The following is a 17,219-nucleotide window of genomic DNA, read 5'->3' as shown; positions in this document are numbered from 1 at the left end:
CCGCACGGCGGCTCCGCGGGGCGGGGCGGGCAACCGTCGTCTCTCCCCCGCGGAGCCGCCGTGCGGGGGCGAGACGACGTTCTTCTCGCCTCAAGCGTCGCCTTGCCCCCGCGGAGTTGCCGTGCGGGGGCAAGGCGACGGTCCTGGGGCTCCCCGAGGGCCTCCCCGGCTCACCAGACGCGCGCGAGCACGCAGGCCGTGACCGACGCCGCGCCGCGGGCCGCGAGGGCGCGCGCCGCCTCGGCGAGCGAAGCGCCCGTCGTCGCCACGTCGTCGAGCAGCAGCAGCCGTGCGCCCGCGACGTCGCCCGCCGCCCGCGTGGTCCCCGCGAGGTTGGCCGCGCGCGCCTCGCGCCCGAGCGCGCGCTGGTCGCGGGCGGGGCCGCGCACGAGCACGTCCGCGAGGGGCAGCCCCAGCTGGACCGCGAGGGGCCGGGCGACGAGCTCCATGTGGTCGAAGCCGCGCCGCCGAAACGCCTCCGCCGTGGCGGGCACGAAGCAGACCGCGTCGGTCGCCGCGGCGTCGAAGCGCGGCGCGCCGTCCGCGGCGGGCCAGGCCGCGGCCTCCTCGAGCGCGCAGAGCATGGCGGCCGCCATCACCGGCGCGAGGCGCAGCTCGTGGGCGTCCTTGAGGCAGGTGACCATGCGCGCCGGCGTCCCGCGGAAGCCGAGCGCGGCCACCGTTGCGCGCACGGGCCAGTCGCCCCGGCACTCCGTGCAGGTGAGAAAGCCGTAGGGCGCGCCGCAGACCGGGCACGCCAGGCGCTGCTCCACCCAGGGCAGCGCGGCGCGGCACTCCTCGCAGACGAGCTCGCCCGGCTGCTCGCAGCCCACGCACCGCGTGGGGCTCACGAGCTCCGCGGCCGCGTCCCCGGCCGCGCGCATCGCGGCGAGAAACGACATGCGACCCCCTTCCGTCGGATGGGGGTCGCTCGGTGAGGGCAGTGTAGCACGCCGCAGGCCCGCGCGTCCCCCTTGTCCGCCGCCGCGGGCCCCTCCCCGGGACAGACTGCAGGAACAGGCCTTCTAGCTGCGGAAACGCAAATGGACTATGCTGGGGGGAGAATCTGCCACCGGAGCCTGCGCGGGCGGGCGCGGCGAGAGGAGGGAAGCGTGCGCGAGAAGGACATGCGCGCCGAGGGGGACGGCGGCCCCGCGGCGACCCCCGCCGCCCCTTGGGCGCCGCGCCGGGTGACGCTCGTCAACGCGGGCCCCCGCGACGCGCGGTCCGCCACGGCCCACCTGCTCGCGGACCTCGCCGAGGCCCTTCCCGTGTACGCCCGCATGGCCGGCGTGGAGGCGCCCGAGGTGACGGAGGGTGCGCCCTCCGGCCGGGGCGCCATCGTCCTGGGATGCGAGTCCCGCGCGGACGCGCCGCCCGCGCGGCTGCTCGACCTGCTCGAGGACCCGCGAGGCACCCTCGCGCCCGGCGCGCGCGTCTACGCCCTCTGTGTCACGGGACGCTACGAGCCCGAGCGGGCGCTCCCCTCCCTCGACGCGATCGAGCGGTCCTGCCCGGCGCACGGGGCGCGCTGGATGGGCGGCGTGGCCGTGGGCGGGGGCGAGCTGGTCCTCCCCACGGCGGGGGCGCCGCGCATGGGCATCTGGAGACGTCGCAGGTCAGAGGCCATCGACCGGCTCGTCGTGGCAATCCTCTCGGGCGCCGAGACAGGGGTCGTCCTCGCGCATCCCGCCGTGCCGAGGTGGGCCTACCGGCTTGCCCGCCGGGGCGACAGGGGGCCGGAGCCCTCCGCGTGAGCCGGACCCAGGCCGGGCGCGCGGACGCGGGGGTTCGAACGCGGGCATGCAAACGTCGCCTCGCCCCCGCGGAGTTGCCGCGCGGGGGCGAGGCGACGTTTTTCTCGTCACGTATGTCGCCACTCCCCCGCAACGGGGGTCTACGGGGGAGTGGCGACGTTCTTCGGCCAGAAGGCCCTACGAGAAGACCGCGCTCAGCACGGACCCCACGACCACCATGATCAGGAGGGCTCCCCCGAAGTTGCGCAGAGCGATCGGGTTGACCGCGTCTTGGGCCTCGTTGACGTTGAGGTTCTCGCACCAGGCCCGCTCGCCGCACGCGGGGCAGTCGAAGCGCTTTGCTACGTAGTGGTAGTGCGGCTCGCTCACGAGCGCGACGCCCTTCACGCGCGTCCGCGTGGTCGAGCGGGAGCGCTGCATCTTGCTCCGCGCGAACTCTCGCGGGGAGAGGTCGAACTCCGCCCCGCAGCTCTCGCAGCGCATGCGATAGACGAGCCCCGAGGCATCAACCTCCGCCAGCGTCCGGCGCCACGCGGCCACGAGCAGCGCGACCATGGCGACGCAGCACGCCAGGATGGCAAGAAGGGCGACGACCAGCGAGGCAGGCACGGCGGCTACCGCCCGAAGAGGGCGCAGGCGTTGTCCCAGAGGGCGTCGTAGGTGGCCTGGCGGCTCCCGCGCCCGCCGGCCTCGCGCACGTCCGCCACGCGGGCGGCCGTGAAGCCCACCATGGCGGGCTCGCACTCCTCGCCGCGCAGGGGCACGGGCGCCATGTAGGGGCTGTCGGTCTCGGTGAGGAGGAACCGCTCGGCGCAGAACGTGGCCGCCTTGCGGATCTCGTCGGAGCGGGAGAACGTGGCCGCCCCGCCAAAGGCGATGTGGCAGCCAAGGCCCGTAAACATCTCCATCACCTTGAGGTCCGAGGTGAAGCAGTGCAGGTCGCAGCCCGCCTCGGGCACGCCCTCCTCCTGCAGGATCCGCGCGGCGTCGCGGTGCGCGCCGCAGCGGATGTCGCCCACGGCGTCGCGGATGTGGAGCTCGACGGGCAGCCCCAGCTCGTGCGCCACGCGGAGCTGCCGGCGGAAGGCCTCCTCCTGGACGGGGTAGGCGATCTTGCTGTTGGGGCCGTAGTCGAGGCCGATCTCGCCCACGCCCACGCAGCGCGGGCTCGCCAGGAGCTCGCGCAGGCGGGCCATGGCGTCATCGTCGAGCTCGGCGGCGCCGTAGGGGTGCGCGCCGGCCACGATGCGGACGTTGTCCACGAGCTCGGGGAGGTCGCGCCCCGCGAAGGCGGGCGGCTCGAAGCCCCGCTCCGCGCACTCCGCGAGGCACGCCCGCGCGGCCTCGACCTGCGCGTCGAGCCAGGAGAGGAGGGCCGGGACGCTCTCCCACCTGCGCGGGACGTCGTCGATGGGGTCGAGCGGCACCACGAGCAGGCGCACGCCCGCGAGCGCGGCGCGGGCTATCGCGGCCGCCGGATCGAGGGAGCGAAAGCTCGTGAGGTGCCCGTGGGTGTCCGCGAGCGGCGCGAGGGGCGCCGGCAGCGGGCAGGCCTCCCCCTTTCGGTTGTGGAAGAGCTCGCCGTCGGCGAGCGTGAGGTCATCGAGCGCGTTCTGGGACATGGTTACTCCTGACGTCGGGAGAGTGCTGAGGCGAGAAGGACGAAGTCCTCCGGCGCGAGGGTCTCGGCCCGGCGCGTGGGCGCGATCCCGCACGCGGCGAAGGCGGCGTCGAGGGCCGCCTTGTCGAAGCCGGAGGCGGACATGGAGTTGCGGATGGTCTTGCGGCGCTGCGCGAACGCGGCGTCGATCACGGCGGACACCTCCGTCGCGCGCGCGGCGTCCACGAGCGGCGCGCGGTCGATGCGCACGACGGCGGAGTCCACGTGCGGGGGCGGCATGAAGTTGCCCGGACCCACCTCAAAGCGCCCGGTCACCTGGGCGAGCAGCGCGAGCTTGGCCGTGTAGGCGCCGTAGGTGCGGCTGCCGGACGCCGCGCAGATGCGGTCGGCCACCTCGGCCTGCACCATCACCACCAGGCGGCGCAGGCTCGGCACCTCCTGCAGGTAACGCAGGATCACCGTGGCCGCCACGTTGTAGGGCAGGTTGGCGACAAGGACGTCGGGCTCGCCGCCTGCCGCCTCCGCGATCTCCCCCGGCGTCACGCGCAGCGCGTCGCCCATGATGAACGAGAAGTTCGGGTGCGCCGCGGCGTGCGCGGAGAGCACGGGCTCGAGCTCGCGGTCCATCTCGACGGAGACCACGCGCCCGGCCCCGGCGAGCAGCGCCAGCGTGAGCGTGCCGATGCCGGGGCCCACCTCGAGCACGCAGTCTTCTCGCCCAAGCTCCGCCAGCCCCATGATCTTCTCGATCACGTGGTTGCTCACCAGGAAGTTCTGGCCCAGGCTGTGCTTGGTCGCAAGGCCGTACGCCTCGAGCAGGGCGCGCGTGGCGCCGGGATGTGCGAGAGGAGAACCGGTCACGCTCGCCTACTTCTTCTTGGTGTCCAGGCGCGGGAAGAGCGCGTCGCCCTTGGTCACGGGCACGCCGCCCGCAAGGCCGCCCCACGCGCAGGCGGCGGCGAGGTCGTCCGTGGCGACCTCGCCCTCGAGCGACATGCGGCGCAGGACCTCGGCCGAGGTCTCGGGCATGAAGGGGGCGAGCAGGTGCGCGCTGATGCGGATGGACTCGAGCAGGCTCGAGATGATGTCCGCGAGCTCGCCGGCGCGCTCCGGGTCCTTGGCCACGGCCCAGGGCGCGGAGTCCTCGATGTAGTGGTTGGCGGCGTGGACGAGCTCCATCACCTGGTCCTTGGCGCCCACGTAGTCGAAGACCTCCATGCGGCTCGCGTAGCGCTCGTAGATGCCCTCGGCAACGCCCTTGAGCGCGCCGTCCTTCTCGGCCCAGCCGTCGGCGAGCGCGGGCGTCTTGCCGTCGAAGTACTTGGCGCTCATGTTGAGCGCGCGGCTCACGAGGTTGCCCCAGCTGTTGGCCAGGTCGGCGTTGTAGACCTGCTCCATGCGCTCGAAGGAGATGGCGGAGTCCTCGCCGTGGATGACGTCGGTCATGAAGTAGTAGCGGTAGCCCTCCACGCCCAAAAGCTCGATGACGTCGCGCGGGGCGATCGCGTTGCCGCGGGACTTGGACATCTTCTCGGCCTGGCCGGTCTCGGGGTTGCGCACCGTGAGGAAGCCGTGCACGAAGACGTGCTCGGGCAGGGCCTCGTCGATGGCCATGAGCATGGCGGGCCAGAGGATGCAGTGGAAGCGGATGATGTCCTTGCCGATGAGGTGGCACTGGGCGGGCCAGCGGCGCGCGAGCTCGGCCGCGGAGGCGGGGTCGTCCAGGCTGTAGCCCACGGCGGTCATGTAGTTGAGCAGGGCGTCAAACCACACGTAGGTGACGTGCTTGTCGTCAAAGGGCACCTTGATGCCCCAGTCGAAGGTCGTGCGGGAGACCGAGGTGTCCGTGAGGCCGCCCTCCACGAAGGAGCGCACCTCGTTCATGCGGAAGTCGGGCTGGACGAAGTCGGGGTGCTCGTCGTAGAGCGCCAGGAGGCGGTCCTGGAAGGCGGAGAGCTTGAAGAAGTAGGACTCCTCCTGGACGCGCTCGAGCGGCCGGCCGCAGTCCGGGCAGAGGTGCTGCCCCTTGGTGCCGCGCTCCTCGTCTGCCTTCTCGACCTGGGTCTCGGTGAAGTAGGTCTCCTCCGGGACGCAGTACCAGCCGTCGTAGGAGCCCTTGTAGAGGTAGCCGCTCTCGAGCATGCGGTCCCACAGGTACTGGACCGCGTGGTGCTGGCGGGGCTCGGTGGTGCGGATGAAGTCGTCGTTGGAGACCTCGAGCTCGCGCCAGAGGTCCTGGAAGAGCGGGGCCTGGGAGTCGCACCACTCCTGCGGGGTCATGCCGTGCTCGGCGGCGGCCTCCGCGACCTTCTCGCCGTGCTCGTCCATGCCGGTCAGGAACTTGACGTCGTAACCTGCCGCGCGACGGAAGCGCGCCTGGACGTCCGCGAGCAGCGTGCAGTAGGCGGTCCCCAGGTGCGGGGCGGCGTTGACGTAGTAGATGGGGGTGGTGACGAAGTAGGACGGCTTCTCTGCCATGTGACGACTCCTCATGACGGACGTTGGCATGCGGAGTCGATTGTACTCTTTGCCGGCCCGCGCGTCCTTCTCGCCGCGTGCCCCGGGCCCGCACGAACCCGCTGCCCCGCAAGAGCCCGCAGGTCCGCAAGAACCCCCTGCGACTGGGTGGCATGTTTGATGCCGATCCCCCACCTGCATCAAACATGCCACCCAATGGCGAGAAGAACGTGGCGTTTTAGGCCGATTTCCTCGACGGGAGGGCGCCGGGCATCAAACATGCCACCCAGTCGCCCGGGGTTTCTGCCCGGAGGGGCAGGCGGCACGGCGCGGGAGAGGGCAGACACCCAATCGGAGGGAGTTTATGGCGGGCAGAGGCTCGGCGGGGACGCCGGGCGCGAGCCGCCCTAGCGCGCGGCGGCCACCACGGCGTCGTAGGCCTCGGCGCGCGAAAGCGAGAAGGACCTGGCGAGCCGCTTGGCGAGCGCGCTCTTGGGCTCACCCGCGGCGAGCCCGGCGGCGATCTCCTCCTCGAGGCTCCTCCCCGGCCCCGCGGCGGCCGCGCGGCGCGCCTCGAGCTCCTCGGCCCCGGGCGCCGCGATCACGATGACGCACTCGCCGCGGACCTCGTCCCGGGCGGCCACCGCCGCGGCGAGCTCCGCCGCCTCTCCGCGCACGACCTCCTCGTGGAGCTTGGTGAGCTCGCGCACGAGCGCCACGCGCCGCCCGGGGAAGACCTCGGCGACGTTGGCGAGGGTCTCGGCCACGCGGCGGGGGGACTCGTAGATGACGAGCGTGCCGGGGATGGGCGCCAGCTCCGCCAGGCGCGCGAGCTGCGCGCCGCGCTTCCGCGGCAGGAACCCCTCGAAGAAGAAGTGCTCGCTCGCGAGGCCCGACGCCACGAGCGCGCAGGTCACGGCGCTCGGCCCCGGGATCACCTCCACGGGCAGCCCCGCGTCGAGCGCGGCGTCCACGAGGCGCTGCCCCGGGTCGGACACGCCCGGCATGCCGGCGTCCGAGACGAAGGCCACGCGCTCGCCGGCCGCCACGCGCTCGAGCACGCCCGCAGCCCGGGCCTCCATGACGTTCTCGTCGCAGCGCTCGAGGCGCGCGGAGAGCCCGAAGGCGCTCATGAGCCGGCCCGTCACGCGCGTGTCCTCGCACAGGACCGCGTCGGCCTCGCCGAGGACCCGCCGCACGCGCGGCGAGGCGTCCTCGAGGTTGCCGATGGGGGTGCCGACGACGCTCAGGACTCCCGCCATCAGACGATCATCCCGCGCTCGAAGGTGGCGAGCGCCACCCGGGCGTCCCAGCTCGCGAGCTTGCCGGAGGTCTTCCAGGTGTTGAAGAACCAGGCGGGGCACTTCTCATACGCCCCGATCTGCTCCGAGGTGTAGACGCGCTCGAGCGCGATGCGGCCCTCGGGCGTCATCTGGGAGTCCGCGATCGGCAGCGACGAGGACCACTTGCCCACCATGACCGGCATGCCGGAGCGGCGGACGTCGCGGACGCGGCGCTCGAGCGCGGCCACGAGACGGCGCACGCCGGAGGGGCCGGAGACGTCAACGTGGACGTTCGGCCGGTCGAGATGGCAGTCGAGCCAGACGTTCTTGTAGTGGCGCTGCGCCATGAAGCGGCTCCAGCCGCTGGGCAAGGCCGCGTCGGGCATGATGACCACGGGGTCCTCCCCCGCGGCGCTGCGCACGAGCTCGTAGGCCTCGCGGTAGTAGTTGCGCAGGCGGTGTATGGGCACGCCGTCGGAGAGCATGAGACCGTGGCGGACCTGGACCACCGGGTCGTCGGCGAGCTCGATCCCGAAGAAGCCCACGCGCGAGGCGTAGCGCTTGGAGAGGGCAAAGACCACGTCGAGCGTCTCCTCGCGCGTGACGTGGCAGTCCGCGTTGTCAGGAGAGGTGCCGTTGTCCGTGTGGGGCGCGCCCGGGTTTATCGCCAGCGCGAAGATCACCTTGAGGCCGATCTCCTCCGCCCAGTCGAGCGCCTGGTCGACGAGCTCGATGCAGCCGACGTACGGCCCGGGCTCGGGGCCCTCGTCCCCGTAGACGTACCAGGGGACGGGCAGGCGCACCGCGTTGAACCCGCGCGAGGCGATCTTGGCGAAGTCGTCGCGCGTCACGAACTCGCGCCGGTGGGCGCGGACGCAGTCGGCGTAGCGCCGCTCCCCCAGGGTCGCGGCGAGCGACTCCTCGTCCAGCGCGCCGGCGCCGGCGAAGAGCTCGGGGGTGACCCACGACTCGAGCGTCAGCCATCCGGTGAGGTTGACCCCGTGCAGGGAACGATTGCCCATGTCACACCTTCGCCTCCCGCGGCCGCGGGGCCGCATCGCCCTTTCCGCATCCCCCTTCCCTGAGTATAGGATGAATCCTACGCCCCGTCCCGGACATATGTGGCGCAATTGAGCGGCGTCTCGTAGACGTCCACCTGCGCGCACGGAAGGCCGCGCTCGCACAGGCGCTCGCAGAAGTGCCGGGCGAGGTTCTCGGCCGTGGTGCGGAAGGGCAGCAGCTTGAGCGAGAAGCCCTCGCCCTCGAGCGCCTCGATCGTGGCCGGGCCGAGCGTCCCCTCCTCAACGAGGAAGGTGTGGTCGAACTCCTCGGCGAGCTCGCGCAGGGCGCGCTTGAAGGCGCCGAAGTCCATGACCATGTCGCGCTCGGTCCCCGCGCCGCCCAGCTCGGGCGCGCTGAGGTACGCCACGACGCGCCAGCGGTGCCCGTGGAGGTTCTCGCACTTGCCGTAGTAGTCCGCGAGGAAGTGGGCGGAGTCGAAGCACGCCTCGCTCTTGAGTCCGTACATGGGTTTCTCCTCTCGTCGTGCCCCCGGCGGCAGGGCGCGCCCGCCTCGGGGCGATAAAAAGAGAGTGACGGGTTTTGGACGAACGGGGCCTCCAAAAGGCGGTCTTTCGTCCAAAAACCGTCACTCTGTCGTCGTGGGCCCGGCGGCGCAGTCCTGGCATCGCAGCCCCGGCATCGCGGGCCCGGCGCCGGGCTAGAGGTCGCGGCGCATGTAGAGGGCGCCGCTCAGGGGGTTCTCGTAGTAGGCCTCGCACTCCCTGAAGCCGAGCGCGTGGTAGAGGTGGACGGCCGAGGCGAGGTCGGAGAAGGTGTCGAGCACCATCTCCTTGAAGCCGTCGGCGCGGGCCACCGCGAGCATCCGCGTCACGAGGGCGCGCCCGACGTGGCGGCCGCGCGCCGCGGGACGCACGTAGAGGCGCTTGAGCTCGCAGCGCACGTCCGTGAGCCGGTGGTAGGCCACGCACCCCACGACGCGGTCGGACCCGTCCACGGCCACGAGGGTGCGCCCGCTGGGTGGGGCGTACTTGCCGGACAGGTCGGCGAGCTCGGCCTCTATCCCCTGGAAGGTGAGGTCGCGGCCGAGGTTGGCCACGTACTCGCGCACGAGCTCGCGCATCTCCCGGAGCCGGCCGTTGCCGTCGATGATCCGCATGTCCTTCTCGCCCCGCACGCTAGCCCGCCAGAACGGTCCGCATCGTCTGGAGGAAGTCGGCCGAGAAGCGCGACGCGTCCACGTCGAGCGCCACGGCGACGCCGCGGGCGCCCGCGTCCATCGCCGCCTGGTCGAGCACCGTGCGGCCGCGCTGCGCCTCGTCCACGCGCGCCGTGACCGCGCACGGCAGCGCGTCCACGTAGCTCGGGTCGAGCGCGACGGCCAGGGCGAGCGGGTCGTGCAGCGCGCAGCCGGTGGCGCCCGGGGAGACCATCTCGGTGGCGTCGAGGTAGTGCGCGAGGATCTTGGCGTAGGCCTGCCCGCGCGGGCCGAGCGCGGCCCAGGACTCGGTCTCGGCGCGCGAGAGCGTGGCGCGCAGCGTGACGTCGAGTCCCACCATGACCACGGGCGCGCAGCACCCAAAGACCACGTTGGCGGCCTCCGGGTCGTAGGAGACGTTGGCCTCGGCCACGGGGCTCACGTTGCCGGGGACGGCGAGCGCGCCGCCCATGAGCACGATCTTGCCCACGCCCGCCATGGCCGCGGGGTCGAGCTCGATGGCGCGCGCGATGTTGGTGAGGGGCCCCGTGGGCACGATCGCGAGCTCGGGGCCGTGCGCGCGGGCCACCTCAACGAGAAACTCCGCCGCGGGGCGCGCGTCCACCTCCTGCGCGGAGGCCGGCAGCGCCACGCCGCCGATGCCGTTCTCGCCGTGGAAGACGAGGCTGCCGCGCTTGCGCTCGTAGGGCGCGCCGGAGAGCGGGCCCGCGCAGCCGCGGGCCACCGGCACCCCCTCGGCGCCGAGCAGCGCGAGGAGGTCGAGGGTGTTTCTCGCCGCGGAGTCCACGTCTATGTTGCCGTAGGCGCAGGTGATGCCGATGAGCTCGGCGTCCGCGCGGCCCACCGCGAGGGCGAGGGCCAGCGCGTCGTCGATGCCGGTGTCGAGGTCCAGGACGATCTTCATGCGCGCCTCCTAGGAGATGGCCACGCCGAGCTGCGCGATGAGGATGCGGCCCAGGTAGCTGCCCACAAAGACGAAGAGGGCGACGATGAGGTACTTCCAGGAGTTCTTGGTGAGGTCGCCCAGGCTGTTGGCCACCGAGATGCCCGCGTAGGCGAGGACCGGGGTGGTGATGGAGAGCAGGCTCACGCCGCCGATGGCGTCCACGAAGACGTTGGAGAGCAGGCAGAAGAGCAGCGAGGCGAGCGAGACCCAGCCGAGGACGGGGAAGTCCGCGAGGATCTTGACGCCCGACTTCTTGGCGAGCTCGCCCACCAGGATGCCGATGAACGAGAAGAGCACGAGCACCACGAGGCCCGAGAAGGTCTGCGGGGTCACCGAGTAGGCGGCCGGGTCGCGCAGGCTCTTGACGAACTGGGTGAAGAGGATGAGCACGGCCCCGATGAGGAGCATCTTGAGCTTGGGGAGCTGGGACTTGAGGAGTTCCATGTGATTCCTTCCTAGATCCGGAGACGTCGTGGCGGGCGCGCTAGTCTATCGCGCGCTCCTTCTTGACCCGCTTGAAGATGAAGTTCATGAGCGGGACGGAGAGGAACACCATGACGTAGGTCCCCATGAAGCTCGTGACGAGCTGCGAGGCGGCCGAGAAGGACGTGATGGTCTCGGCGGCCTCGGGGAAGATGCCCATGAGCGAGGTCGAGGCGGCCGTCATCATGGAGGCCGACCCAAGGCCGCAGCCGATGGCGAGCGCCTCGGGGCTGAAGCCGAGCGCCGCGAAGACGGGCGGGATGAAGCTGAAGAAGATCGAGCCGAAGATGGTGCCCACGAGATACATCGAGAGGATGCCGCGGCCCTCGCCGCCGTTCAGGCCGAACTTCTCGGAGATGTAGGTGAGCTCGCCCTCGCGGCCGATGCCGAGCGTGGCGCCGATGGCCTCGCGGCCGAGGCCGAGGGCCAGGGCGATGGGCAGGCCGAGCAGGACGGTGCCGATGTTGCCCACGCTCTGGAGCAGGAAGACCCAGCCGATGGAGAGGATCTCCTGGATCTTGGGCGCCACGTCGGCGCCGTAGCGGGCCATGAGCGGCAGCATGACGAAGATGAGGTTGCTGCCGGCGTACTTGATGTTCTCGGCGCTGTAGATGCGGGTCAGCACGCCCTTGCGGATGGCCGGGATGCCGAAGACCATGGCGATGAGGACGGCAAAGACGAGCGGCTGGATCGAGATGCCGAGGCTGCCGAGGGAGATGCGCTGGGCGCCGATCATCTCGGAGACGAAGATGACCGCGAGGATGAAGACGAAGAACGCGACCTTGTCGAGAAGGTCGTTCTTCTCGCCCTGGCCCTTCTCGCCCTGGCTTGTGAGTTCCTTTTCCATGTTCACCTTTCCTGTGGTTGCTGGGTGGCCTATGACTCAGCCCCTCTCCTCCTCCACCTCCTCGACCTCGAGGGGCACGGGCTGGTATGTGACGCAGTTGAGGTATCCGCGGTTGGTGATGCGCAGGACCGGCGCGCAGGCCAGGCAGATGACGCCGAGCCGCATGAAGGGCGAGGGCAGCGCGCAGCCCATCTCGGCCCACGCGGCCTCCACGCGCTCGATCTTGGCCGCGACCTCCTCGACGGGGCGGTCGGAGATGAGGCCGAAGACCGGCAGCTCCACGCGCGCGAGCACGCGGCCGTCCATGACGGCGACCTCGCCGCCCCCGCACTCGACAAGCGCGTTGGCCGCGAGGGCCATGTCCTCGTCGTTGTCGCCGATCACGAGCAGGTTGTGGCAGTCGTGGGAGACGGTCTGGGCGAGGGCGCCGTGGATGCCGAAGCCGTTGACGAAGCCCCGCGCGCAGCCGGGCGTGGCGTGGTGGCGCTCGAAGACGCAGATCTTGAGGACGTCGGCCGCGGGGTCGGCGAGAAGCTCGCCGCGGCGGGCCGGCACCTCGAGCTCGAGGTCGCGCATGCGGGTGTCCGTGGGCACGAGGCCGATCGCGTGAACGCGCACAGGGCCGTCCGGGCGCTCCGTGGGGATGCGGAAGGTGGCCGGCTCAATCTTCTGGCCCACGTGGACCGTGTGGGTGGCCTCCTCGGGCCAGGCGTAGGCGGGCACGTCGAAGAGGGCGCGGCCGTCCTTGGCCACGAGTGCGCCGTCGATGAAGACCATGTGCGCCGAGAAGGACTCGAGGTCGTCGAAGAGGACCATGTCCGCGCAGCGGCCGGGCGCCACCATGCCGAGCTCGCGCTCCAGGTGGAGGTAGGTGGCGCAGTTGAGGCTCGACATCTGGACCGCGGCGACGGGGTCCACGCCGTAGGACACGGCCAGGCGCGCGAGGCGGTCCATGTGGCCCTCGGCAAGCACCACGCGCGGCGAGGAGTCGTCCGAGCAGAGCATGCACAGGCGCGTGTCCACCGGATGCTCGGTGACCGCGCGGATGACGCGGGAGAGGCCGTTGCCCGTCGAGCCCTGGCGCAGCTGCGCGTACATGCCCAGGCGCAGCTTGGCGAGCACGTCCTCGGGCCGCTGGCTCTCGTGGTCGGCCGAGACGCCGGAGGCGACGTAGGCGTTGAGGTTGCGGTCGCACTCGGGCACGGGGTAGTGGCCCGTCACGGGAAGGCCGACCTCCAGCGTGGCCGCGACCTCGCCGAGGAGGTTGTCGTCCCCGGAGATGAGGCCGGAGTAGTTCATGAGCTCGCCGAGGGCCACCGCGTCGTCCCAGCTCACGGCCTCGGCGATCTGCGCCGCGTCGATGGTGGCGCCGGAGTCCTCGAAGCCGGGGGCCGAGGGCACGCAGGAGGGCGGGGTCACGAGGACCTTGAGCGGGGTGCGCGCCGCGTCGGCGAGCATCGTGCGCACGCCCGCGAGGCCGGCCACGTTGGCGACCTCGTGCGGGTCCCAGCAGATGGCCGTGGTGCCGCGCGCCACCACGGCGCGGGCGAACTCGGCGGCGCCCACCATCGAGCTCTCCACGTGCACGTGGCCGTCGATGAGGCCGGGGGTGAGGTAGCGGCCCCCGGCGTCCACGACGGTGGTCCCCTCCCCCACGCAGTGCTCGGCGGTGGCGCCGTCGAGGCCGAGGTAGGCCACGCGGCCGGCCGCCACGGCGACGTCCGCGGGGTAGAGGACCTCGCCGGTGGCCACGTTCACGAGGCGGGCGCCCCGGATCACGAGGTCGGCCGGCTCCTCGCCGAGCGCCACCTGCGCGAGGCGGCGATTGCACTCCCAGAGCGGGGTCGTGCCAAAGCTCTTTTTCATGTGCGCTCCTTGGGACAGGGGTGTGACGGACTGCGACAGCGGGCGGGGCGGCGTCGCGGACAGGCTAGAGGCCCAGCTCCTCGGCCGTGGGGATGGCCTGCTGGGCGCCCACGCGCGTGGCCGTGAGCGCGGCGGCGCGCGCGGCCGTGCGCATGGCCTCCGGCAGCGACGCGCCCCGCACGCGCGCGGCGGCGAGGTATCCAAGGTAGGTGTCCCCGGCGGCCGTGGTGTCCACGGCCTTAACGGGCACGGCGGCCACGCGCGTCACGACCCCGTCGGCAAGCGCCACCGAGCCGCGCTCGCCGAGCGTGATCACGGCCGCCGCGGGGCCGAGCGCGCAGAGCGCCTCGAGGGCGCGGGGCAGGTCGTCCTCCCCCTCGGGGAGGACCCCCGTCACGGCCGCGCACTCCGTCTCGTTCACGCAGACGAGGTCCACGCAGGACCAGAGCTCGCGCGGGAGCTCGCGGGGCGGCGCCACGTTGACCATCACGTAGAGCCCGAGCGCGCGGGCGCGCCTGATGGCGGCCTCGGTGGCGGCGGCGTCGCACTCCATCTGCGTCACGAAGACGTCGCCGGGCGCGGCGAGGCGCTCGAGCGCCGCCTCGGCGTCCCCCGGAGCGATGGCCCCGTTGGCGCCGGCGGAGAGCACGATGCGGTTGTCCCCGCCCGAGCGCAAGATCACGGCAACGCCGGTCTCAACGCCCGCGGCGCGCGCTACGCCCGCGCAGTCCACGCCGTAGCCCGCGAGCTCCGCGAGGAGCCGGTCGCCGAAGAGGTCCTCGCCCACGGCGCCGATCATCCGCGTGGGGACGCCCGCCTTGGCGGCGGCCACGGCCTGGTTGGCCCCCTTGCCGCCCGGGTTCACGATGAAGTCGCGCCCGGGGATGGTCTCGCCCTTCTGGGGCATGCGGTCGCTCTCTATGGCGAGGTCCATGTTGAGACTGCCAAACACCACGACGCCGCTCATGAGCGCCTCCCTTCCGACTGACATAGGCGTCGTAAGGATAGGACTTTACACGCGCCTTAACAACGCCCGCCCTCATCCGCCGCGCGACGCGGGGCGCGCGGGCCGGCTCCAGCGCGTGACGCGGCGTCGCGCGCGGCGTACCATGGTCGGGCACACGACGACCCAAGGAGGCCCCATGCCGCTTTCCGAGCAGCTCGCCACCTATGCCGCCCGCCGCCTCGACGCCCGCCGCGCCCTTCTGGGAGAGCGGGCCATGGAGGCCGAGGCGCTCTTCCCCACGCTTTCGCCCGACGAGGCCGCGCTCCTGCGCTACCACCTGGCCACGCTGCCGCTCACGGACGCCGTGGACGCGCCGCTCGAGGTCCTTCTCGCCTTCGCGCGCCACGCCCTCATGCTCCGCGAGGGGCCGGCGGCGGGCCTGCCCGAGGACCTCTTCGTCCACTACGTGGCCACGGCGCGCGTCAACAACGAGCCGCTCCAGGACTGCCGGGGCGCGCTCTGGGCCGAGCTCGCGCCCCGCGTGGCCGCGCTCGACCCCGAGCGCGCCGTCATCGAGGTCAACTACTGGTGCGCCGAGATGGCCACGTACCAGTCCACGGACGGCCGCACCCTCGGGGCGCCCGGCGTCATCGCGGCCGCGGCCGGACGCTGCGGCGAGGAGTCCACGCTCCTCGTGACGGCGCTGCGCGCGGTGGGCATCCCCGCCCGGCAGCTCTACGTGCCCTGGTGGGCGCACTGCGACGACAACCACGCCTGGGTGGAGGCCTGGGCGGGCGGCCGCTGGCACTACCTCGGCGCGTGCGAGCCCGAGGAGGCGCTCGACCGCGGCTGGTTCACCGCCGCCTCCGGGCGCGCGCCCATGGTGGCCACGCGGCTCTTCTCGGACTTTGGCTGCGACCCGGCCGACGTGGTGGGCCGCGCGGGCTGCACCGTGCTCGTCAACGTGACGGGAAGCTACGCCGCCACGACGCGCCTCGCCGTGCGCGTGGCGCTCCCGGACGGCGCGCCGGCCGCGGGGGCCACCGTGGCCTTTGAGGTGCTCAACATGGCCGGGTGGCGCCCGCTCTGCGTGCTCACGGCGGACGACGAGGGCCGCTGCTCGGCGGAGCTGGGGCTGGGGAGCGTGCGCGTGCACGCCTCGGCCGGCGCGCTCATGGCCGAGAAGGACGTGGACGCGGCGGAGGTCTCCGAGGTGGGGCTCGTGCTCGCCGCCGCCGGGGCGCCCGAGTCCGCCGGCTCCTGGCATGACGTGGACGTCCGCGCGCCCGAGGACCACCCCGCGCCCTCCCAGCCGCTCTCGCCCGAGGCCGCGGCGCGCGGGCGCGTGCGCAAGGCCGTGGCGGACGAGTCGCGCGGGATGCGCGTCTCCGCCATGCGCTCGCACGCCGAGCAGCTCGCCCGCCAGGCGGCGCTCGCCCGCCCGGACGACGACGCCGAGCTCGTGGCGCACATCCTGGGCGCCGCGCGCGGCAACGCCGACGCTATCTACGAGTTCCTCACCGCGGGCGCGGAGCCGGAGCGCCTGGCGCTTCTCGCCGGCCTCGCCGAGAAGGACTACCTGGACGCCGACCCCGCCCTCCTGGAAGGCCACCTTCCTGACAAAGGTGCCGGGGGCGTTTGTCAGGATCGCGAGACCTGGGAGCGTTATGTCCTCTGCCCGCGCATCGGCCTCGAGCACCTGAGCGCCTGGCGGCCGGCCTTCCCCGGCGCGCTGCCGGAGGAGCTCGCGTGCCTCGTCGCGGACGACCCCGCCGCCGCGTGGGCGTGGCTTGCCGGGCGCATGTCCTTCTCGCCCGCCGAGCACCTGGCCAAGCTCGTGGGCACGCCGATGGGAGCGCTCGCGTGCGGCGAGGCCTCCGAGGTGACGCTGCGGACGCTCTTCGTGGCCGCGTGCCGCAGCCTCGGGGTGCCCGCGCGGCTGGCGCCTGCCGACGGGCGCGCCGAGGTGCTCGCGGACGGGCGCTGGTCCTGCGTCGAGGGCGAGGCCGCGAGCGAGCGCGCCTGGCCGCTGCGCGTAGACGCCCCCAACGGCGCCCCCCTTGTCTACGGCACCGACTGGGGGCTCGCCCGCCTGGGCCGCGCCATGCAGGTGGGCGGCCAGGAGCTCTGGGGCTTCCACCAGCTTGACCTCTGGGGCTGCGACCCGGCCGCGCTCGAGGTGCCGGCCGGGACCTACCGCCTCACCACCACGACGCGCCTGCCCAACGGCAACCAGCAGGCCACCGAGCTCGTGTTCTCCGTGGACGGCCCCACCGAGGTCCGCGCCCGCCGGCGCACCCCGCGCCCGGAGGACATGCTCCAGCGCATCCCGCTCCCCGACGCGGCGCCGCTGCTCGGCGAGCGCGGCGGCCTTGCGCTCCTCGCGTTCCTGGAGCCGGCGGAGGAGCCGACGGAGCACCTGCTGAACGAGCTTGCGGACGCGGCGGAGGCCGTCGCGGCGGCCGGGCTCTCCCTCACGCTCGTGACCCGCGAGGACGCGGCGGGCGACCCCACACTCGGGCGCGCGCTCGCGGCGCTGGGTACTGCCGGCGTGCCCGTGACCCTTACGCGCGACGACTTCTCCGAGCTGCCGGAGCGCCTCGCGCGCCGCATGTTCGCCAACCCGGAGCTGCTGCCGCTCGCCGTCCTCGTTGACGCGCGGCCGGCAGCGGAGGCGCCCGCGGGGCTCTTCGCGCGCGGCGGCTACGCCGTGGGCACCGTGGAGCTCGCACTGCGCCTCGCCGCGCTGGCGTAGCGGGGAGCCGACTCCGCAA

16 protein-coding genes are annotated in these 17,219 nt (G+C 72.8%); 2 read left to right on the top strand and 14 right to left on the bottom strand.

Features of this window, described 5'->3' with window-relative positions:
• Positions 1 to 170: 170 nt before the first annotated feature.
• The gene (locus tag H6A23_RS10015; protein WP_204832035.1) at positions 171 to 902 is read right to left on the bottom strand and encodes a ComF family protein; all 732 of its coding nucleotides are present in this window, start codon (positions 900 to 902) and stop codon (positions 171 to 173) included.
• A gap of 210 nt (positions 903 to 1,112) precedes the next feature.
• Here H6A23_RS10015 and H6A23_RS10010 point away from each other — a divergent pair, with 210 nt between their 5' ends.
• On the top strand, positions 1,113 to 1,757 hold the full coding sequence (locus H6A23_RS10010; RefSeq protein ID WP_204832034.1) for a hypothetical protein: 645 nt from the start codon (positions 1,113 to 1,115) through the stop codon (positions 1,755 to 1,757).
• Between the two features lie 177 nt (positions 1,758 to 1,934).
• Here H6A23_RS10010 and H6A23_RS10005 read toward each other — a convergent pair whose 3' ends face one another.
• The 13 genes from H6A23_RS10005 to H6A23_RS09945 all read right to left on the bottom strand — a co-directional run bounded on the left by H6A23_RS10005 (position 1,935) and on the right by H6A23_RS09945 (position 14,466).
• Positions 1,935 to 2,366 (bottom strand): hypothetical protein, encoded by a 432-nt coding sequence (locus tag H6A23_RS10005; protein ID WP_204832033.1) that lies wholly within the window; start codon positions 2,364 to 2,366, stop codon positions 1,935 to 1,937.
• Positions 2,367 to 2,371: 5 nt separating this feature from the next.
• Complete coding sequence (locus H6A23_RS10000; RefSeq protein ID WP_204832032.1) at positions 2,372 to 3,379, bottom strand: TatD family hydrolase; 1,008 nt, start codon at positions 3,377 to 3,379, stop codon at positions 2,372 to 2,374.
• Between the two features lie 2 nt (positions 3,380 to 3,381).
• Positions 3,382 to 4,239 (bottom strand): 16S rRNA (adenine(1518)-N(6)/adenine(1519)-N(6))-dimethyltransferase RsmA, encoded by an 858-nt coding sequence (gene rsmA, locus H6A23_RS09995; protein ID WP_204832031.1) that lies wholly within the window; start codon positions 4,237 to 4,239, stop codon positions 3,382 to 3,384.
• A 6-nt stretch (positions 4,240 to 4,245) separates the two neighbouring features.
• Positions 4,246 to 5,856 (bottom strand): methionine--tRNA ligase, encoded by a 1,611-nt coding sequence (gene metG / locus H6A23_RS09990; protein WP_204832030.1) that lies wholly within the window; start codon positions 5,854 to 5,856, stop codon positions 4,246 to 4,248.
• 386 nt (positions 5,857 to 6,242) lie between these two features.
• On the bottom strand, positions 6,243 to 7,097 hold the full coding sequence (rsmI, locus tag H6A23_RS09985; RefSeq protein ID WP_204832029.1) for a 16S rRNA (cytidine(1402)-2'-O)-methyltransferase: 855 nt from the start codon (positions 7,095 to 7,097) through the stop codon (positions 6,243 to 6,245).
• Positions 7,097 to 8,140 carry a glycoside hydrolase family 5 protein gene (locus H6A23_RS09980; RefSeq protein WP_204832028.1) on the bottom strand — a complete coding sequence of 348 codons (1,044 nt, stop codon included), beginning with the start codon at positions 8,138 to 8,140 and terminating at the stop codon, positions 7,097 to 7,099. Before H6A23_RS09980 ends, rsmI begins: the two co-directional genes overlap by 1 nt.
• A gap of 77 nt (positions 8,141 to 8,217) precedes the next feature.
• The gene (locus tag H6A23_RS09975) at positions 8,218 to 8,646 is read right to left on the bottom strand and encodes a 6-pyruvoyl trahydropterin synthase family protein (RefSeq protein ID WP_204832027.1); all 429 of its coding nucleotides are present in this window, start codon (positions 8,644 to 8,646) and stop codon (positions 8,218 to 8,220) included.
• A 192-nt stretch (positions 8,647 to 8,838) separates the two neighbouring features.
• Complete coding sequence (locus tag H6A23_RS09970) at positions 8,839 to 9,297, bottom strand: GNAT family N-acetyltransferase (protein WP_204832026.1); 459 nt, start codon at positions 9,295 to 9,297, stop codon at positions 8,839 to 8,841.
• A 19-nt stretch (positions 9,298 to 9,316) separates the two neighbouring features.
• Complete coding sequence (locus tag H6A23_RS09965; protein WP_204832025.1) at positions 9,317 to 10,261, bottom strand: nucleoside hydrolase; 945 nt, start codon at positions 10,259 to 10,261, stop codon at positions 9,317 to 9,319.
• Between the two features lie 9 nt (positions 10,262 to 10,270).
• Positions 10,271 to 10,747 carry a hypothetical protein gene (locus tag H6A23_RS09960; protein WP_204832024.1) on the bottom strand — a complete coding sequence of 159 codons (477 nt, stop codon included), beginning with the start codon at positions 10,745 to 10,747 and terminating at the stop codon, positions 10,271 to 10,273.
• Positions 10,748 to 10,787: 40 nt separating this feature from the next.
• Complete coding sequence (locus H6A23_RS09955) at positions 10,788 to 11,633, bottom strand: DUF3100 domain-containing protein (protein WP_204832023.1); 846 nt, start codon at positions 11,631 to 11,633, stop codon at positions 10,788 to 10,790.
• A gap of 36 nt (positions 11,634 to 11,669) precedes the next feature.
• Positions 11,670 to 13,499, bottom strand: a complete 1,830-nt coding sequence (locus tag H6A23_RS09950) for an adenine deaminase (RefSeq protein ID WP_204832022.1) — start codon at positions 13,497 to 13,499, stop codon at positions 11,670 to 11,672.
• Positions 13,500 to 13,563: 64 nt separating this feature from the next.
• Complete coding sequence (locus tag H6A23_RS09945; RefSeq protein ID WP_204832021.1) at positions 13,564 to 14,466, bottom strand: ribokinase; 903 nt, start codon at positions 14,464 to 14,466, stop codon at positions 13,564 to 13,566.
• Positions 14,467 to 14,641: 175 nt separating this feature from the next.
• Between H6A23_RS09945 and H6A23_RS09940 the strand changes: the two genes are divergently transcribed.
• Complete coding sequence (locus H6A23_RS09940) at positions 14,642 to 17,200, top strand: transglutaminase-like domain-containing protein (protein ID WP_204832020.1); 2,559 nt, start codon at positions 14,642 to 14,644, stop codon at positions 17,198 to 17,200.
• Positions 17,201 to 17,219: the final 19 nt, after the last annotated feature.

Origin of the sequence: Olsenella uli, assembly GCF_016900775.1 — a bacterium.
GTDB lineage: Bacteria > Actinomycetota > Coriobacteriia > Coriobacteriales > Atopobiaceae > Thermophilibacter > Thermophilibacter uli_A.
The sequence above is the reverse complement of the archived record's forward strand: the minus strand, read 5'-3'. Positions and strand labels throughout refer to the sequence as shown.

Coding starts and splice junctions, on each gene's coding strand:
- H6A23_RS09970 (WP_204832026.1), bottom strand. CDS start 9,297: ATGCGGATCATCGACGGCAACGGCCGGCTCCGGGAGATGCGCGAGCTC.
- H6A23_RS10015 (WP_204832035.1), bottom strand. CDS start 902: ATGTCGTTTCTCGCCGCGATGCGCGCGGCCGGGGACGCGGCCGCGGAG.
- H6A23_RS09960 (WP_204832024.1), bottom strand. CDS start 10,747: ATGGAACTCCTCAAGTCCCAGCTCCCCAAGCTCAAGATGCTCCTCATC.
- H6A23_RS09940 (WP_204832020.1), top strand. CDS start 14,642: ATGCCGCTTTCCGAGCAGCTCGCCACCTATGCCGCCCGCCGCCTCGAC.
- H6A23_RS09950 (WP_204832022.1), bottom strand. CDS start 13,499: ATGAAAAAGAGCTTTGGCACGACCCCGCTCTGGGAGTGCAATCGCCGC.
- rsmI (WP_204832029.1), bottom strand. CDS start 7,097: ATGGCGGGAGTCCTGAGCGTCGTCGGCACCCCCATCGGCAACCTCGAG.
- H6A23_RS10000 (WP_204832032.1), bottom strand. CDS start 3,379: ATGTCCCAGAACGCGCTCGATGACCTCACGCTCGCCGACGGCGAGCTC.
- H6A23_RS09965 (WP_204832025.1), bottom strand. CDS start 10,261: ATGAAGATCGTCCTGGACCTCGACACCGGCATCGACGACGCGCTGGCC.
- H6A23_RS09980 (WP_204832028.1), bottom strand. CDS start 8,140: ATGGGCAATCGTTCCCTGCACGGGGTCAACCTCACCGGATGGCTGACG.
- metG (WP_204832030.1), bottom strand. CDS start 5,856: ATGGCAGAGAAGCCGTCCTACTTCGTCACCACCCCCATCTACTACGTC.
- H6A23_RS09955 (WP_204832023.1), bottom strand. CDS start 11,633: ATGGAAAAGGAACTCACAAGCCAGGGCGAGAAGGGCCAGGGCGAGAAG.
- H6A23_RS09975 (WP_204832027.1), bottom strand. CDS start 8,646: ATGTACGGACTCAAGAGCGAGGCGTGCTTCGACTCCGCCCACTTCCTC.
- H6A23_RS09945 (WP_204832021.1), bottom strand. CDS start 14,466: ATGAGCGGCGTCGTGGTGTTTGGCAGTCTCAACATGGACCTCGCCATA.